The organism is Aliidiomarina sp. (genome assembly GCF_022565475.1).
Classification (GTDB): domain Bacteria; phylum Pseudomonadota; class Gammaproteobacteria; order Enterobacterales; family Alteromonadaceae; genus Aliidiomarina.
Map to the genome: position 1 here is coordinate 17,939 of NZ_JAIUMR010000005.1, position 15,606 is coordinate 33,544.

At 48.1% G+C, this 15,606-nt stretch carries 15 protein-coding genes; 6 read left to right on the plus strand and 9 right to left on the minus strand.

Annotated features, from left to right (window positions below):
• The first annotated feature begins 117 nt into the window (after nt 1-117).
• Nucleotides 118-1,125, plus strand: coding sequence for a protease SohB (gene sohB / locus LAT77_RS05720; protein WP_290563749.1), 1,008 nt, complete (start codon nt 118-120; stop codon nt 1,123-1,125).
• A gap of 74 nt (nt 1,126-1,199) precedes the next feature.
• On the opposite strand, the gene LAT77_RS05725 is transcribed toward sohB, so the two are convergent.
• Both LAT77_RS05725 and LAT77_RS05730 read right to left on the minus strand, forming a co-directional pair.
• A complete protein-coding gene (locus LAT77_RS05725; RefSeq protein WP_290563604.1) occupies nt 1,200-2,498 on the minus strand; it encodes a dicarboxylate/amino acid:cation symporter in 1,299 nt (432 codons plus the stop codon).
• Nucleotides 2,499-2,644: 146 nt separating this feature from the next.
• Nucleotides 2,645-3,244: a Yip1 family protein gene (locus LAT77_RS05730; RefSeq protein ID WP_290563605.1), complete on the minus strand. Its 600-nt coding sequence runs from the start codon at nt 3,242-3,244 to the stop codon at nt 2,645-2,647.
• Nucleotides 3,245-3,415: 171 nt separating this feature from the next.
• On the opposite strand from LAT77_RS05730, the gene LAT77_RS05735 reads away from it, so the two are divergent.
• Nucleotides 3,416-4,201, plus strand: a complete 786-nt coding sequence (locus LAT77_RS05735; protein ID WP_290563606.1) for a tRNA isopentenyl-2-thiomethyl-A-37 hydroxylase MiaE — start codon at nt 3,416-3,418, stop codon at nt 4,199-4,201.
• Here LAT77_RS05735 and LAT77_RS05740 read toward each other — a convergent pair.
• From LAT77_RS05740 to LAT77_RS05750, 3 genes are all read right to left on the minus strand, one after another.
• Nucleotides 4,172-4,933 carry a UDP-2,3-diacylglucosamine diphosphatase gene (locus tag LAT77_RS05740; protein WP_290563607.1) on the minus strand — a complete coding sequence of 254 codons (762 nt, stop codon included), beginning with the start codon at nt 4,931-4,933 and terminating at the stop codon, nt 4,172-4,174. The genes LAT77_RS05735 and LAT77_RS05740 overlap by 30 nt on opposite strands.
• Entirely contained in the window at nt 4,933-5,430 is a 498-nt protein-coding gene (locus LAT77_RS05745) for a peptidylprolyl isomerase (protein ID WP_290563608.1), read from the minus strand. The genes LAT77_RS05740 and LAT77_RS05745 overlap by 1 nt, the downstream gene beginning before the upstream one ends.
• Nucleotides 5,431-5,502: 72 nt before the next feature.
• A complete protein-coding gene (locus LAT77_RS05750) occupies nt 5,503-6,261 on the minus strand; it encodes a TIGR00730 family Rossman fold protein (protein WP_290563609.1) in 759 nt (252 codons plus the stop codon).
• 159 nt (nt 6,262-6,420) lie between these two features.
• Here LAT77_RS05750 and cysS point away from each other — a divergent pair, with 159 nt between their 5' ends.
• Both cysS and LAT77_RS05760 read left to right on the plus strand, forming a co-directional pair.
• A complete protein-coding gene (cysS, locus tag LAT77_RS05755; protein ID WP_290563610.1) occupies nt 6,421-7,806 on the plus strand; it encodes a cysteine--tRNA ligase in 1,386 nt (461 codons plus the stop codon).
• A gap of 54 nt (nt 7,807-7,860) precedes the next feature.
• Nucleotides 7,861-9,396: a leucyl aminopeptidase family protein gene (locus LAT77_RS05760; RefSeq protein WP_290563611.1), complete on the plus strand. Its 1,536-nt coding sequence runs from the start codon at nt 7,861-7,863 to the stop codon at nt 9,394-9,396.
• An 11-nt stretch (nt 9,397-9,407) separates the two neighbouring features.
• On the opposite strand, the gene LAT77_RS05765 is transcribed toward LAT77_RS05760, so the two are convergent.
• The 3 genes from LAT77_RS05765 to LAT77_RS05775 all read right to left on the minus strand — a co-directional run bounded on the left by LAT77_RS05765 (nt 9,408) and on the right by LAT77_RS05775 (nt 12,536).
• The gene (locus tag LAT77_RS05765) at nt 9,408-9,677 is read right to left on the minus strand and encodes a DUF3862 domain-containing protein (RefSeq protein ID WP_290563612.1); all 270 of its coding nucleotides are present in this window, start codon (nt 9,675-9,677) and stop codon (nt 9,408-9,410) included.
• 30 nt (nt 9,678-9,707) lie between these two features.
• A complete protein-coding gene (locus LAT77_RS05770; protein ID WP_290563613.1) occupies nt 9,708-10,106 on the minus strand; it encodes a hotdog domain-containing protein in 399 nt (132 codons plus the stop codon).
• 147 nt (nt 10,107-10,253) lie between these two features.
• Nucleotides 10,254-12,536 carry a TonB-dependent receptor gene (locus LAT77_RS05775; protein ID WP_290563614.1) on the minus strand — a complete coding sequence of 761 codons (2,283 nt, stop codon included), beginning with the start codon at nt 12,534-12,536 and terminating at the stop codon, nt 10,254-10,256.
• 283 nt (nt 12,537-12,819) lie between these two features.
• On the opposite strand from LAT77_RS05775, the gene LAT77_RS05780 reads away from it, so the two are divergent.
• The gene (locus LAT77_RS05780; RefSeq protein WP_290563615.1) at nt 12,820-14,538 is read left to right on the plus strand and encodes a M28 family metallopeptidase; all 1,719 of its coding nucleotides are present in this window, start codon (nt 12,820-12,822) and stop codon (nt 14,536-14,538) included.
• A 29-nt stretch (nt 14,539-14,567) separates the two neighbouring features.
• Nucleotides 14,568-14,990 carry an HIT domain-containing protein gene (locus tag LAT77_RS05785; RefSeq protein WP_290563616.1) on the plus strand — a complete coding sequence of 141 codons (423 nt, stop codon included), beginning with the start codon at nt 14,568-14,570 and terminating at the stop codon, nt 14,988-14,990.
• A gap of 57 nt (nt 14,991-15,047) precedes the next feature.
• Here the strand turns inward: LAT77_RS05785 and fldB are convergent, their stop codons facing one another.
• On the minus strand, nt 15,048-15,587 hold the full coding sequence (gene fldB / locus LAT77_RS05790; protein ID WP_290563617.1) for a flavodoxin FldB: 540 nt from the start codon (nt 15,585-15,587) through the stop codon (nt 15,048-15,050).
• Nucleotides 15,588-15,606: the final 19 nt, after the last annotated feature.

The window sequence follows — 15,606 nt, forward strand, 5'->3', positions numbered from 1 at the left end:
ACGCTGGCCCTTTTTTTTACGCTTTTGATATAAAGAAGTTGGTTGCGAAGCGTTTTAATTCTTCCCATACTGCATACGGCAGTTATAGCCATGAATAATTAAGGAACGACATAAATGATTGAATATTTGTCTGAGTATGGTGTGTTCTTATTGAAGACAATCACCATTGTCGCAGCCATTATGCTGATTTTAGGTATGCTGCTAAACGCGGCAGAGCGCCAAAAAGAACGTAAAGGCGAATTAAATATCCAGAACCTCAGTGAAGGCCTAAAAGACGTCCAGCAACATATGCAGTTCGCGATGCTCGAGGGTAAAGCACGGAAGCAAGCAGAAAAAGCGGCAAAGAAAGCGAAGAGCGACACGCCGCCGTCCAGGCGCGTGTTTGTGATTGACTTCAAAGGGTCTATGGAGGCAAAGGAAGTTGAATCCTTGCGTCGTGAGGTTACTGCTGTTTTAGCCGTCGCAGACAACAAACAGGATGAAGTGGTGGTGCGACTGGAGAGTCCAGGTGGAGTCGTACACGGCTACGGCCTAGCCGCAGCGCAACTAAAGCGGTTACGTGATGCTGAGATACCGTTAACCGTAAGTGTGGATAAAGTGGCCGCAAGCGGCGGCTATATGATGGCTTGTATTGCAAACAAAATTGTTGCTGCACCATTTGCAATTCTTGGGTCCATCGGTGTGCTGGCGCAGATGCCGAACTTTCATCGCTGGCTGAAGAATCATGATATCGACTTCGAGCAATTGACAGCAGGCGAATACAAGCGAACCTTAACTGTATTCGGTGAAAACACCGAGAAAGGTCGCAAAAAATATCAGGAAGACCTTGAGGATATCCATGTCTTGTTTAAAACCTTTGTAAAGGAACATAGAACAGATTTGAACATTGACGCAGTGGCAACCGGTGAAATTTGGTTCGGCCAACGTGCACTTGACCAAGGGTTGATTGATGAAATTGCCACAAGCGATGACTTGTTGCTGGGTCTGAACAAGGACGCAACTCTATTTAAGGTTGAATATAAAGAGAAGCTAAAGCTCGCAAATAAAATTGCGCATGGTGCGCACACCACGATTGACCGTTTACTAATGAGCTGGTTTGAGCGGGTGCAGTTTTGGCGTTACTAACCGCTAGCTAACACCTATTCGCAGCACATGAAAAAGGCGCTTCATCATGAAGCGCCTTTTTGTAATTGCTTAATCTATTTGATCTCGACTTTGCCGACTTGAGCTCCAGCTTCAGGATCGTTATACACGTCCTCGTCAAGCTGTTGTTCCGACTTCGCAACGACCGTCGTTACCATCGCATCACCTGTAATATTAACGGCTGTGCGGGTCATGTCGAGTAGACGGTCGACGCCGATAATCAAACCGATGGCTTCAACCGGTAATCCAACTTGCTGAAGAACCATGGCCAGCATAATTAGACCCACGCCTGGAACACCGGCGGTACCAATCGAGGCGAGAGTCGCAGTCAGTATGACCATCAGGTAGTCGGTCATGGTTAGATCAATACCGTACAGCTGAGCGATAAATACAGTAGCAACGCCCTGCATAATTGCAGTGCCGTCCATATTGATGGTCGCCCCGAGAGGAACGGTAAAGGACGCAATTTTGTTGTCTGCACCAAGTCGCTTCGTTGTGGTGCGCATGGTCACTGGGATAGTGGCGTTACTACTTGAAATACTGAACGCGAAAATCTGGTTGCTAAACATTTTGCGAATGAAGACCATAGGATTCAAGCGCGTTAATAAGGTCAGAATGGCTGGGTAGATAATAAAACCCTGAACCAACAAAATGACCAAAACAGTGACGAAATAAACGGCGAGATCACCGAGTAGATCCCCAAACCCGAGGTCAGCGAACGTACGTGCGAGTAGTGCAAAGACACCATAAGGTGCAACATGCATAAGAATCATCACAAGCTTCATGATGACTTCATTGACGTCTTCAAAAAAGCCTTTGAGGCGCTCTCCCGGCTTGCCGACCAGCGCCATAGCGATACCGAAGAGTAGTGCAAAGACAATAATTTGCAGCATATTTCCTTCGGCCATGGCGTTAATTGGGTTACGTGGGACCATATTGATTAGCACGTCAACAAAGCTTGGCGCTGGCGCCGCTTCGAAACTCACGTCACTGGCAGCCATCGAGCCGCCACTACCGGGTTTCACAATCGATGCGACGCTTAGGGCAATACTAATGGCGATCCCCGTAGTGATTAGGTATAAGAAAAGGGCTTTACCACCGATACGGCCTAATTTACTCGGGTCGCTCATCGAGCACGTACCGAGAACCAAGGAAACAAAGACTAACGGCACCACCAACATCATTAAGCTGGTGATGAAAAACTCTCCGACAATACGTAAAACACCGTCGACGATGACTAATTTGACCCAGTTGTCTGGGGTGATTAGCAATTGATTGAGTAGAATCCCAAAGAGTATACCGGCAAACATACCGATCACGATCTTACCGGTAAGCCCTAGTTTCTTTGTTGGCATGAGTGTTGTTCCCTGAAAAGATTATTTTGAAATTATAGCCAATAGCCTAGCAGACTCTGCTTAATTGCCAAAGCACAAGCGGTTTAACCGCATAAATAAAAAGAGGAGCGGCAAGCTCCTCTTCAGATTCATAGATTTTGCCGACATTAGCCAACAAAAGTCGGGATAAAACCGTTGGTCCAAGCGATTACAGTACCTGCCATCAGGACGACCATTAAAATAAGTCCTGCGGTCACCACTGAACTTGCGTAGATAAACCCACGCTCTTCAGGGATATGCATTAAAATCGGGACGCCCGAATACAGCAAATACACTGAGTAAGCGACGCCAGCAAGAAATACCATAGCGACAAACCAAAGCTCAGGGTACAGTGCTGCGACTCCTGACATCAGCACTGGTGTTGCTGTGTAGGCTGCCAGCTCAATCGATTGCGTAAAGGTCGGTGCAGCACCAAAGGTTTTTGCCATCCAATGAATTAGATAGGACAACGCAAGTACTCCAGCGATTAAGCCAACGTACATGAAAACCGCCATGAGCACTGCGCTTTGTGATGTCATGAAAATGCTTTCCCGCGCGCCAATGCTCCAGCCAATATGAGCAGACGCATAGTAAGCCGCTAAACATGGAATTAACGCAACGAGTAGGATATGCGATAATGAAAAACGTAAGCTCTCATGCCGCTGGTCGATTGTTTTCCACTCTTCAATCGGGTGAGCGTAGAGACCCCAAATATGATTTAATATCATGAATTACTCCTTGAAGCCGCAGCTCCGAAAGCCATTGAGAACCACAATGGTGGTACTCCATTATAGGTGCCAGAGCTGCTGTAAAATCAAGAATGAAAGAATCTGAATAAAATTTGTTCATATCTTTTTGTTATATAGTTGTTAACAAATGACGTTGCGGAGTTTCCTGCCATGCCTGCTCATTTACTTGCTAATTATCAAGAACTTCTGATGCCTGTTCGGCAGTTTTTGCGCTGTGACACACCCTCTGCATGGTTGGCTGTGGCAAAGGAACCTGAGCATCTTGCGTTGCTTCTTACCGATCACCTCCATTGTGAATTAAAAGCGGCTCAAAGTGCTGGGCTGCTGTTACGTCGCTATGCAGTTGATGACGTTGCTGCCGAGCAATTATTGCAGTGGTTAGCGCCATACGAACAGAAGGTCTATCGGGGACACCTTGAGCCCAGTATCGACTTAAAAAGTCTGAGTAAAAATCAGGCGGTCCCGCGCTTACGACTCAATCAGGGTGAAGCTTGGCAACATCAACTGGTCGATCGCATGGTACTGCTGATGAAAGAAGAGTTACATCATTTTCAGCAAGTTTGGGAGATTATGGAGGCGCGAAAGATCCCACTTCAACCGATTACCGCCTCGCGCTATGCTGGACAAATGCTACGCCGCATCCGCGGTTCAGAGCGCGGTGGGTTAGTGGACAAGCTCATCATTGGTGCAATTATTGAAGCTCGCTCGTGTGAGCGTTTCGCGGCTTTAGTACCGTTCCTCGATGACGAGCTGGCGAAGTTCTATGTTTCGCTATTGCGCTCGGAAGCGCGTCACTTTGAAGACTACTTAGCCTTGGCTGAGCTAGTTGCGGGTGATTCGATTAGTGACCGTGTGGATTACTTTTTAGATTTGGAACAAAAGCTCATTGAAACACCCGATAGTGAATTACGTTTTCACAGTGGTCCGGTGCAGTGATTGGCTTTTTAATTCAAAGTCGCTCGAGTTGAATTCGAGAATACTTCCTTGCTCGTACCAGTCGCCTAAGACAATCCGCTTTTTTTCGACACCGTTGACGATGTGGGTATGGACGTTGGGACGATGCGTATGGCCATGAATCATGAGATCCGTTCTCGTTGCTGCCAACAGGTTTTCGATAGCCGGTGATTTGGCGTCATACTGGTCAAGCTGTTCAGGCGTTAAAGGCTTTTGTTCGGCGCTGTTTCCACTTGATGAATCACGTAATTTCGTGGCTATCGCGCGTCGCCATGACAATGGCAAACGACGGGCCACACCGAGTAACCAGGGGTTGCGAATGACTCGCCGGAAACGTTGATAGGCAACGTCGTCGGTACAGAGTGTATCGCCATGCAAAAGGACAATACGTTTGCTATAGATCTCGACCGTTGTGGGCTCAGGTAAAAGGGTGATACCTGTGCGTTGGGCAAAATCAGCGCCAACTAAAAAGTCGCGATTGCCGTGCATGAAGAAGCATGGAACTCCAGCAGCAGTGAGCGCTTTTAATTCGCTTTCAATTAGACAATGAAATTCGTTGTGATCATCATCGCCAATCCAGTACTCAAACAAATCACCAAGAATATAGAGTGCCTCGGCATGACGAGCCTGGGTCTGTAAAAACTCTATGAAGAGGCCGGATATATCCGGCCTCTCCGCACTCAAGTGCAAATCAGATATGAATAAGGTGGTCATTATTCGCTGATTGATGTGCTGTTAATCACAATATCTTCGACCGGGACGTCTTGATGGAAACCTGCTGAGCCGGTCTTTACTTGACGGATCTTGTCAACGACATCCATACCATTGACGACTTCAGCAAATACACAGTAACCCCAGCCCTGCGGGTGCTCACCGGTGAAGTTTAGAAAGCCGTTGTCATTGACGTTGATGAAAAACTGAGCAGTCGCCGAGTGAGGATCATTGGTCCGCGCCATTGCCACAGTTCCGCGCTTGTTAGCGACACCGTTGTTCGCTTCATTCTTCACGGGATCTTTGGTTGCTTTTTGCTGCATACCTGGTTCAAAGCCGCCGCCTTGAATCATAAAGCCGTCAATCACGCGATGAAAAATGGTGTTGTCATAAAAACCGTCTTTTACATAAGAAATAAAATTCTCTACGGTTAACGGCGCCTCTTCAGCAAGTAAGCGAAATTCAATATCACCATGCGTTGTATGCAAAGTTACGTTCATTGTGGATCCTTTAGTTCGTCATAGAGTAAAGCGTATTTTACGTGAAACGAGTGCAACTTGGTACTTTTGCCACTAGCTTCCTTCATGTTCAATCGATTGAAGGATGGGAAGCATATGCTCCCACGCTTCTTCGACACTATTGACATGGTGGTATAGGGCTAAGTCTTCGGGGTCGATCATACCGGTTTCGGCAAGATGCTCGATATTAATTAACTTATTCCAGAAGTTGTTGCCGTAAAGAAAGACCGGCAAACGTGGCATTTTACCGGTTTGAATGAGGGTGAGTGTTTCAAATAACTCGTCGAGCGTACCGAATCCGCCGGGAAAGACTAACAGCGCTTTCGCACGTTTTAAGAAATGCATTTTTCGTAAGGCAAAATATTGGAATTCAATACTATGCTTGGCGGCAATAAATGGGTTCACGCGCTGTTCTCGCGGCAACACAATATTAAGTCCTATACTATTGTGATCAGCGCGCCTCGCACCGCGACTAGCGGCTTCCATGATGCCGGGCCCACCGCCGGTAATTAAGCGTGTTTGTCGGAGTTGTTTGCTTTCAATGTACTCACCAAGCTGAAACGCAAGTTGTTCGGCTTCTGCATAATATTTGGCCATGGCGAGGCAAGGTTCCGTGGCAACACACTGATCAGGCGCAGGAATTCGTGCACTTCCGAAAATTGAAATCGTGTGTTTAACCGATTCTCCGTTGAATGTGGATTCGGCTTTTAGCCATTCTTCGGCAAGATGATTGGCGCGTGTGCGCTCCTGTTCTTCTAAAGCGTCACTAATTTTGAATAAGTCTTCACTAAACTTCTCGTAGGGTCCGGCCATATGTCCTTCTCTTTTGATAAAAACATCAAGTTTCAGTGGTGAGTAAGCTGAAAAACAGCGCGATAATTGTTAGTATAACTGCTTTCCCATTTGGTGACATGCCTACTCACATGAGTTGTGACAGGTGGTCGACATTACGTTGAACGAGATAACGAAATTATGTTGAAGTTATATAACTCCTTGACCCAGCAAAAAGAAGAGTTCCAACCCATTCGTGAGGGCGAGGTTAAGCTCTATGTCTGTGGCGTCACCATCTATGATCTGTGTCACATCGGTCATGCACGAACTTATGTCGCGTTCGATGTCGTTGTACGCTATTTGCGTTACTTAGGATATCAAGTCACGTTTGTGCGCAATGTGACGGATGTCGATGACAAAATTATTCGTCGCGCGCAAGAGAACAATGAGTCGATCGATAGTGTCACCGAGCGTTACTTAAACATGATGCATGAAGATTTTCGCGCTTTGAATCTTGTTGAGCCGGATATCGAGCCGCGTGTTACCACCCATATGCAGGAAATTATTGACCTAGTGGAGCAACTGATCGCAAAGAAGCACGCCTATGTGAGCAGTAGCGGCGATGTATTGTTTGATGTATCAAGCTTTCCCGAGTACGGTCGTTTAAGCGGGCAGAACCTTGAGCAGCTCCAGGCCGGAGCTCGCGTTACCGTCGCTGATGATAAAGAGGACCCGCTCGACTTTGTGCTCTGGAAACGCGCCAAAGCAGGTGAGCCAAGCTGGCCTTCGCCGTGGGGAGAAGGGCGCCCAGGCTGGCACATTGAGTGTTCAGCGATGAATGGTAAACACTTGGGCGACCATTTTGACATTCATGGTGGCGGTTCGGATCTGATGTTCCCTCATCACGAAAATGAAATTGCCCAATCGTGCTGCGCGCATGGCACTCAGTATGTCAATTACTGGATGCACACCGGCATGGTGCAAGTGAATCAAGAAAAAATGTCGAAGTCCTTGGGTAATTTTTTTACCATCCGTGATGTTTTGAAATCGTATAGCGCGGAAACAGTCCGTTTCTTTTTGCTGTCTGGGCACTATCGCAGCCAATTAAACTATTCTGAGTCGCATTTACAACAAGCGCATGCAAGTCTCGAGCGCCTGTATACCGCATTGCGCGGTATTGATGCGGTTGAACCAAGTGCTGCGACGGTCGCACGCTATGAAGAGCGTTTTCGTTCGGCTTTAAATGATGACTTTAATGTCCCCGAGGCAATGTCGTTACTTTTCGAAGTCACGCGCGAGTTGAATCGTCAGCGCACAGAAAATGAAAACCTAGCGGCTGAGCTGGCAGGGCTGTTGAAGCGCTATGGTGCGGTACTCGGCATTCTACAGCAAGCGCCGGACGCATTTTTGCGCGGCGATGACAGTGACCAAGAAGTGGCGCAAATTGAAGGCTTAATCGCCGAACGGAATGCCGCGCGAGCTGAGCGTGATTGGGCGCGGGCAGATGCCGCTCGTGACGCCTTAACTGCGATGGGAATTGTTCTAGAAGATACGGCAGACGGTACATTGTGGCGTCGACAGTCATAAGCTCAGTTTTTGTGCTTGGACGCCGAATAAAAATGAAGACGAGGTACATTGAACATGACTAGTGCAAAATTAGTACAAGTGCAGAGCATGGCAACACTCAATTCGGACGACTTCGATGCGCTTGTTGTTGTTTCTCATGATTTTAATGATTTACCCGCTGAAATCACTGCTGCGATAACCGCAGCTCAGCGAGTGCACGCAAACTTGACGAAAAGCGTCGCTGTTATCGCGTGTGATGCGGCGCCAGCTCAGCGCTTGATTCTGGCTCCGACCGGTGCCTTAGAGCGGGATTTTGACGATGTCCGTCGTTATTACGATGCGGCTCGCGCAGCTGCAGTTGCTGCGGTGCAAGCGGGTGCTAAGCAGCCCCTGATTTGGGTTGCTGGAGTACCGCAACAGGCAGCATTTACGCACGCGCTTGAGGCTTCCTGGTTTGGGTTTGCGCAGGGTTTACATGAGCCGCTCGAAGCTCGTGAATTTTTTGGTGAAGAAGTAGAGCCAGTGCAACAGGTCGGTATTGTGACCGATGGTCAAGTGTCAGTGGACTGGCTACAAGCGGTGGAAGATGGTCGTCGCGTTGCGCGCGATCTCTGTGGAACTGAGCCGGAACGGATGTCGCCGATGCGCTTTGCAGAATATTGTCAAAAAGCGTTTGCCAATACCTCAGTCAAAGTCACTATCATTGACGATAAGCCACAATTGGAGCACGAATATCCGTTACTAGCAGCCGTAGGTCGAGCGTCATTTGGAACGTCACAGCGGCCTTGTGTTGTGCGTCTTGAATATCTCCCTGAAGGTGACATTGAGCAAACACTATTGCTTGTGGGGAAAGGTATTACCTATGACACCGGTGGCGCTGATTTGAAAACCGGTGGTCATATGGCCGGTATGAGCCGAGACAAAGGTGGAGCAGCGGGGGTTGCTGGTTTTGTCAAAGCGGTCGCTGGAGTGCAACCGAAAGGTCTCAAAGTCATTGCTGAACTCGCCGTCGTTCGCAATAACATCGATGCGTTGGCCTTTGTCAGTGACGAAATTATCGTTGGACGCTCTGGTGTGCGGGTACGTATTGGTAATACCGATGCAGAAGGTCGACTGGTGATGGCGGATTGCTTAGCCAAACTGACCGAAGAAGCAAAGCAAGAGCCGCAACCTAGTCTATATACTGTGGCGACCTTAACCGGGCATGCAGCGCTAGCTAAAGGTCCATACACTGCGTTAGTGCCGAATCGCACGGCGATGACTGCTGGATATGTCGAGAAATTACTAAATGCCGGCGAGTTATGGGCAGATCCCGCCGAGCTTTCACCGAGTCGTCGGGAAGACTTTGATTTTGTGCGCGGTCGCACGAAAGCGGATGATTTGCTCTCCTCAAATAATGGCCCATCGGCTACTACGCGTCGTGGACATCAGTTCCCGATGGCATTCTTGCATGACGTTGCAGGGCTGGATAAGCACACTGCTGCAAGTGCTCAGCCGTTGCCCTATGTGCATGTTGATATTGCTGGAAGTGGCGTTGAAGGCGGCGATTGGCAGCATGGAAAGCCGACGGCTACGCCGGTGTTGGCGTTTGCTGGTGCATTCCTACGCTAGATAAAAAGGGGCTAATTTAGCCCCTTACTCTCAGTATTCACAACACGACGTGCAGCGAAGGACACAAGGATGTGTTTATCATCGCTTCCCCAGCGACATTCTTGTGGACGCTGCATGTCATCACACCAAGTCGGTTCACCCAGAATGGCCTGCACTTGACTGTAATGCATGCCAACATCGATCAGATTGTAATTGGTCCGAGTTACTTTGTTATCGGCACATGCAGCGAGAGTGAGTAGCGCCAAAGCTGCAATCGTTACCATTTTGATACGAGCGACCATGTGAACCTCCAGTGCTTGCAATGACAACTTCTATTTAGGTAAGTCGATCTGTTGCTTATCAAGTTGTTCTTTGGTTTTACCATGGGGTTGCGGGCGTCTTGACTCAGGATCAATGTGGACGAATACAATATCATCGGCGGTACAGATGTTTTGTTTCGTGCCTTTGTTTCGCACTACACAAGTCACGGTTAGTGAACTGCGCCCTACGGCTTTGATTGCGAGGCCAAACTCGACGACATCACCTTGAAATGCTGACGCGTCGAAAGTAATTTCGCCGATATGTTTGGTCACCAAGCTTTTCTGATCAAGCTGGCAGCTTGCGTAGATATACGCTTCCTCATCAATCCACTCGAGAATCCGGCCCCCAAACAGTGAACCGGCAAAATTCAAATCGTTTGGCATAACCAAGCGGCGTGATAAGAATCGCATACGAACTCCTTTAATGTGAAGACATCCTGATTATAACCAAGTTTTGTAAAAACGATACGGTCTGAACAAGGTAAAAAAAATCTTCACTTGCAAAACCACAAGTGAAGATTTTTAATCGTGTCTGTTTAGACGTGTTAGCGTACAGAATTAAAAGCTAGCGCGGAAGCCTATACCAACGTTACGTCCAGGTAATGGTGCGTAATCACGAATGAATGAACTATGCGCATAACCAAGTTCATTAGTGATGTTGTCGATTTTGAAGTAAATCGCAAAGTCTTGACCGCCCATATAGCCAGGGTAGTAATTTAAATTGAGGCCAAGTAAGCCGAATCCCGAAGTCGCCTGTTCATTTTCGGCCGTCCGCTTTTGGTCGAAATAATGCACGTAGTTTAATGTGGCATCCCACTTGTCTTGGGTGTAGGTTCCACTCAAGCCGACGCGCTGAGCAGGAATGCGAGGAACATTACCGCCGTCGCGGAATACCGCTCGGGTGTAATCCGAGAAACCGTTAATCGCCCAACTTTCATTAAAGACATAACGGCCTGAAATTTCGTAACCGTAGAGCTCTGCACCACGCTGACGGTACTGATAAACCGGCAAATCATCAAAGTTGTGAGCATGTCCGTGATCATGACCATGGTCATGGCCATGATCGTGACCGTGATCATCGTGGAACACGTCCGCGTCCAAGTCGGCTTTCAAGATTCCTGTATTGTGCAAGTAGATGAAATTATTGATTCGGTTGAAGAAAATATTCGTGTCTAGATGCCACTTACTCCCTTCAAAATGCATGCCAAAATCAAGGTTCATCGAACGTTCTTTCTCTAGCGCTCGGTCGGCAACATCGAGTAAATAATGATACTCATCATGGCCATGGTCATGATCGTGGCCATGATCGTGATAATGATCATTATGTTCGATACGATAAACACCACCGATTTCGAACGTGCGCGTTGCAAAGTGAGCGCCGTTAGCAAACAATTCATTCGCATGCGGTGCGCGTTCGCTATAGCTGATACTCGACGACAATTTGAGACTTGGCGCGACTTCCCAGTTTAAACCAGAAGAGAGACTAGTCGGGGTATAACTTAAATCAGCAAAGCCATCGCTATGTAAATCGACCGTTTCAACCCGAGCACCGAGCTCCCAGCTCATGACGTCATTAATTTGTTGTTCGCCGATCCAGAACACACCAGCAAGATCGGTTTCGGTGTGTGGGGTGTAAGCTTCGGCACCAAATGAATCATAGTCTTGACGACTCACTTGCACACCTAAAGCACCGCGCCAGCCCGCTATTGGTGTGTGGCGAGCAATCAAGCGAAGTTCCGTTTGTTCGATATTAAAAGCAGTTTCAACGAAGCCGTCTTCAATTTCTTCGTGACTTAACTCGGTGTAACCAAAGGTGATATCCAATCGCTCAATGCCGCGAATTGGGTTCACTAAACCACTAATAAATTGGAAACGGTCTTGACGCATCCGCGCAAAGATTTCTTCCTGATCGCTGTGACCGCTATCATGTCCGTGTCCATGGTCGTGATCATCGTCATGGTCATCACCATGGCCATGGCTATGGCCTGGAAGCCCGTAGTCACGCTCTAAGCGCCCAAATGAAATACCGGCGAAGCCTTTGTCAAAGAACATGCTCGCGCCAATAGTCGCGCCTTGGTCGTCGGTGAAGCTGTTATCAATCCGCTTCGCATACTCATTTTCGCTGTGCTGGTCATGCTCATGGCCATGACTATGTCCGTGGTCATGGTCGTGATGGTCGTCATCAGCCTCTTGCGCGAAACGTGGCACACGATAGTCATTCGCTTTGCGTTTAAAACCGTCTAAATGCCAAGCAAAACGGCCGTTGCCTGCATTGATATCGAAGCTACCGGTACGTTCTTCAGAAACGCTGTTATATCGCAGCGAGTATGCGCCCTCGATACCATCAATCGGCGCGCGAGGTACGCGATTATCCACAACATTCACCACGCCACCGCTGGCGCCGCTTCCAAACAACAAGGTTGCAGGTCCACGTAAAACTTCAATTTGTTGCGCCGTACTTGCTTCTGTTGATACTGCGTGATCCGGACCACCACGGGAAATGTCAGCAACATCCAACCCATTTTGGACTATTTTGACCCGCGGTCCTTCAAGTCCGCGAATAATCGGGCTGCTCGCTGTTGGACCGAAATAAGTAGCTTGCACGCCAGGAAGGTTCCGCAAGGTTTCACCTAGGGTCGCGGCTTCTGATTTGCGTAACTCATCACCATACAGCACGTAGATTGGCTGTGCGGTTTCAAGCGCTGTTTTTTCGAGTGGGGATGCGGTCACAATAATGCGCTCGTAACTCTTTTCTGTGTTGCTATCTGGTTGATCAGCAACAGCAGAAACGGGCAGTAGAACAGCTGAAATAGCAAGTGCGATGGAAGTTGGTCTAAACATGAATATACTTCGCTCCTAAATGTCGGTCGTCGGATCACGATACCTGTTATCTGTTATGTAATAATATAACATTACACTCTACTATGAAAGAGAATCAAGTGAAAATTCGGATACTGCGATTAACCGCAAATAAAGTGCGATAACTTTACGCTGACTGGGTTATGAAAAGCAGCAGACTAGGATACTCTTAGCGTCGGCCCTCTATATTCGTCTCTATCATCGTGCACTCATTGTGTAAGTGGAGTATGGATTTGAGTAAATTTTGATGACTTGGATAATAACAATGAAATCGACACCTCGTCCTTTTGCGAACCGCTCGACCGTCATGTTGGGTTCAGCCACTGTGTTGGCATTTACTTTAGCGGCATGTTCGCCGCCCGTTCAGCAGAGCGCTCCGGAGCCTGCTCAGCCCGTTGCCAATGAGAAAGCGGTAAAAGCACATTTAGAATTTCTCGCCAGTGATTTATTAGAAGGGCGCGACACGGGTGCTCGAGGACATGAAATAGCCTCGGCTTATATTGCTGCTCAATATACCGCAATGGGTCTGGAGCCTGCAGGAACTGACGGCTATTATCAACGTATTACCTTTCGTAGCGCGCGTTTAACCGAAACCCAGCCGACTTTTGTTTTGCATACCGACTCCGGTGACCATGAGCTAGAATACCGGAAGCATTTTTCGACTAGCGCAAGTATTAGCCACGAGTTGGCCGAAGTGAGCGCACCTTTGGTATTTGCAGGATACGGAATTGTTTCGGAAGCCTTTGAAATTGACGATTACGCCGGTGTTGATGTGAATGGCAAAATTGTCATTACCTTAAGTGGTGGCACTGAAGGTTTGCCAAGTGAAGAAGCGGCTCACTTGGGGGCGCAAAAAACGCGCAATGCCGTAGAACGCGGAGCAGTCGGTATCATCACGTTGCACACGCCGGCGATGGAAGAGGTTCGTCCCTTCGAACGTTCGGTGATGTTCGGTGGTGGCCCGCGCATGCGTTGGTTGTCACCTGAAGGTGAAGTCACGCAAGAATTCAGTCAGATACTCGGCAGTGCCTATTTGGACTATAATGCGGCCGCACCGGCTTTTGAGAATGCAACTTACTCGCTTGAGGATATCTTTGCTGCACTTGAAGCCGATGAGCGCCCAGTAGCCTTTGAACTGAGTGCATCAGCCAGTTTGATGCGTGAATCTCGCTTTGAGGAAATCACTAGCCCTAATGTGATCGGTATGATTGAAGGCTCAGACCCTGAGTTAAAACATGAATATGTGATTTATACTGCGCACTCGGATCATACCGGTCTTGCGCGTGATTTCAGCTCGACGTCAAACGTCAACAATGGTGCTCTAGATAATGCAGCAGGTGTTGCGGTAATGCTAGAAACTGCGCGTATGTATGCCGATGCAGTGGCCAATGGCGACCGTCCCCGTCGTTCGATTTTATTCGCCGCAGTGACTGCAGAAGAGCGCGGCTTGCTTGGCGCTGATTATTTTGCTCATCACCCAACTGTGCCATTAGAGCAAATTGTCGCGAACGTGAACTTAGATATGCCAGTGTTGTTGTATCCGTTTGCTGATGTGGTTGCCTTTGGTGCTGACCATTCTTCACTCGGCGCTGTCGTTGCTCGTGCTGCAGGTCAATTTGATATTGCCTTAAGCCCAGATCCTATGCCTGAGCAAGCGATTTTCACCCGTTCGGATCATTACACTTTAGTACGCAAAGGTATTCCAGCGGTCTTTTTAATGACTGGCTTCACGTCGCAAGATCCAGACCAAGATGGCGGAGAAGTGTGGGGTGACTTTTTTGCCAATCATTATCACCGCGCCAGTGATGATATCCCGAGCCATATCGAGAACTTTGGCGGAATTCGGTATGACTTTGGTGCGCTCTTTACCGATATTAACTATGCCATCGGTATGGAAATTGCCAATGCAGATGAAGCACCGTATTGGTTGAGTGACAGTTACTTCGGCAAGATCTTCCGTGGTGACGCGTCATTCGCGAATTAGTAACGGACTCATTATTAACAGGAAACTGTATGAACGAGTTTCAGCTCGCCGAAGCGCTCCAGCGTGACTGTTTTGAGGTAGGACAACTGCCTCTGTCGTTGGTATTGATGATGAATGACCGGCAGTATCCATGGTTTATTCTCGTGCCAAAGCGAGCTGACATCAGTGAAATTTATCAATTAACCGGGGCAGACCAACAGCAGCTCGCGCACGAATCAAGTTGGTTTGGGCAAGCGTTAATGACGTACTTTCACGGTGATAAATTAAATATTGCGGCACTGGGTAACATGGTGCCACAACTCCATGTTCACCACATTGTTCGATTTCGTGATGATTGCGCTTGGCCTCAACCAGTATGGGGGCATTCGCCAGCTATCCCATACCCAAGTGATGACGCAGAACTGCGAGTGAATGCAGTTGCGCAGATCGTGTCGCGCTATACATCGGCATGAGATGATGGTTTACCGAATGGTTTACCGAACGGTTTGCTAAATGGAGCGTCGAACGGACTAACCCGCGTCGGCGATTTCTTCAAGGATTTGCGTGCACCAGTGGCTAATCCGGTCATCAGAAAATTCATACTGCGAGTCTTCATCGAGCGCTAATCCAACAAACATTGAGTCATCGTTAATGAGCGCTTTCGATGCAATGAAGTCATAGCCTTGATTGGGCCAAAAACCGATACGCCGAATCGTACCCTTTGGATCCGTATCGGCAATCGCGTCATGCAACATACCTAAAGCATCTTGAAACCACTCACTATAGCCAACTTGATCGCCCATACCGAATAACGCGATGGTTTTGCCATGCAGGTTGAGATCGGCGATTTCAGACCAACGGCTTTCCCAGTCTTCTTGTATTTCGCCAAAATCCCAAGTGGAAAGACCAAAGATAAGAATGTCATAGTCTTCTGCTGCAACCAGCGGTGTGTCTTTAATATTGTGAAGCTCAACGATATCAACGCCAATGAAGTCGCGGATTTTCTCCGCAGCAATTTCAGTAAAGCAGGTTGTTGAACCGTAAAACAAACCAATTCGAAAGTCAGACATGAATCTTCCTACAGAGACT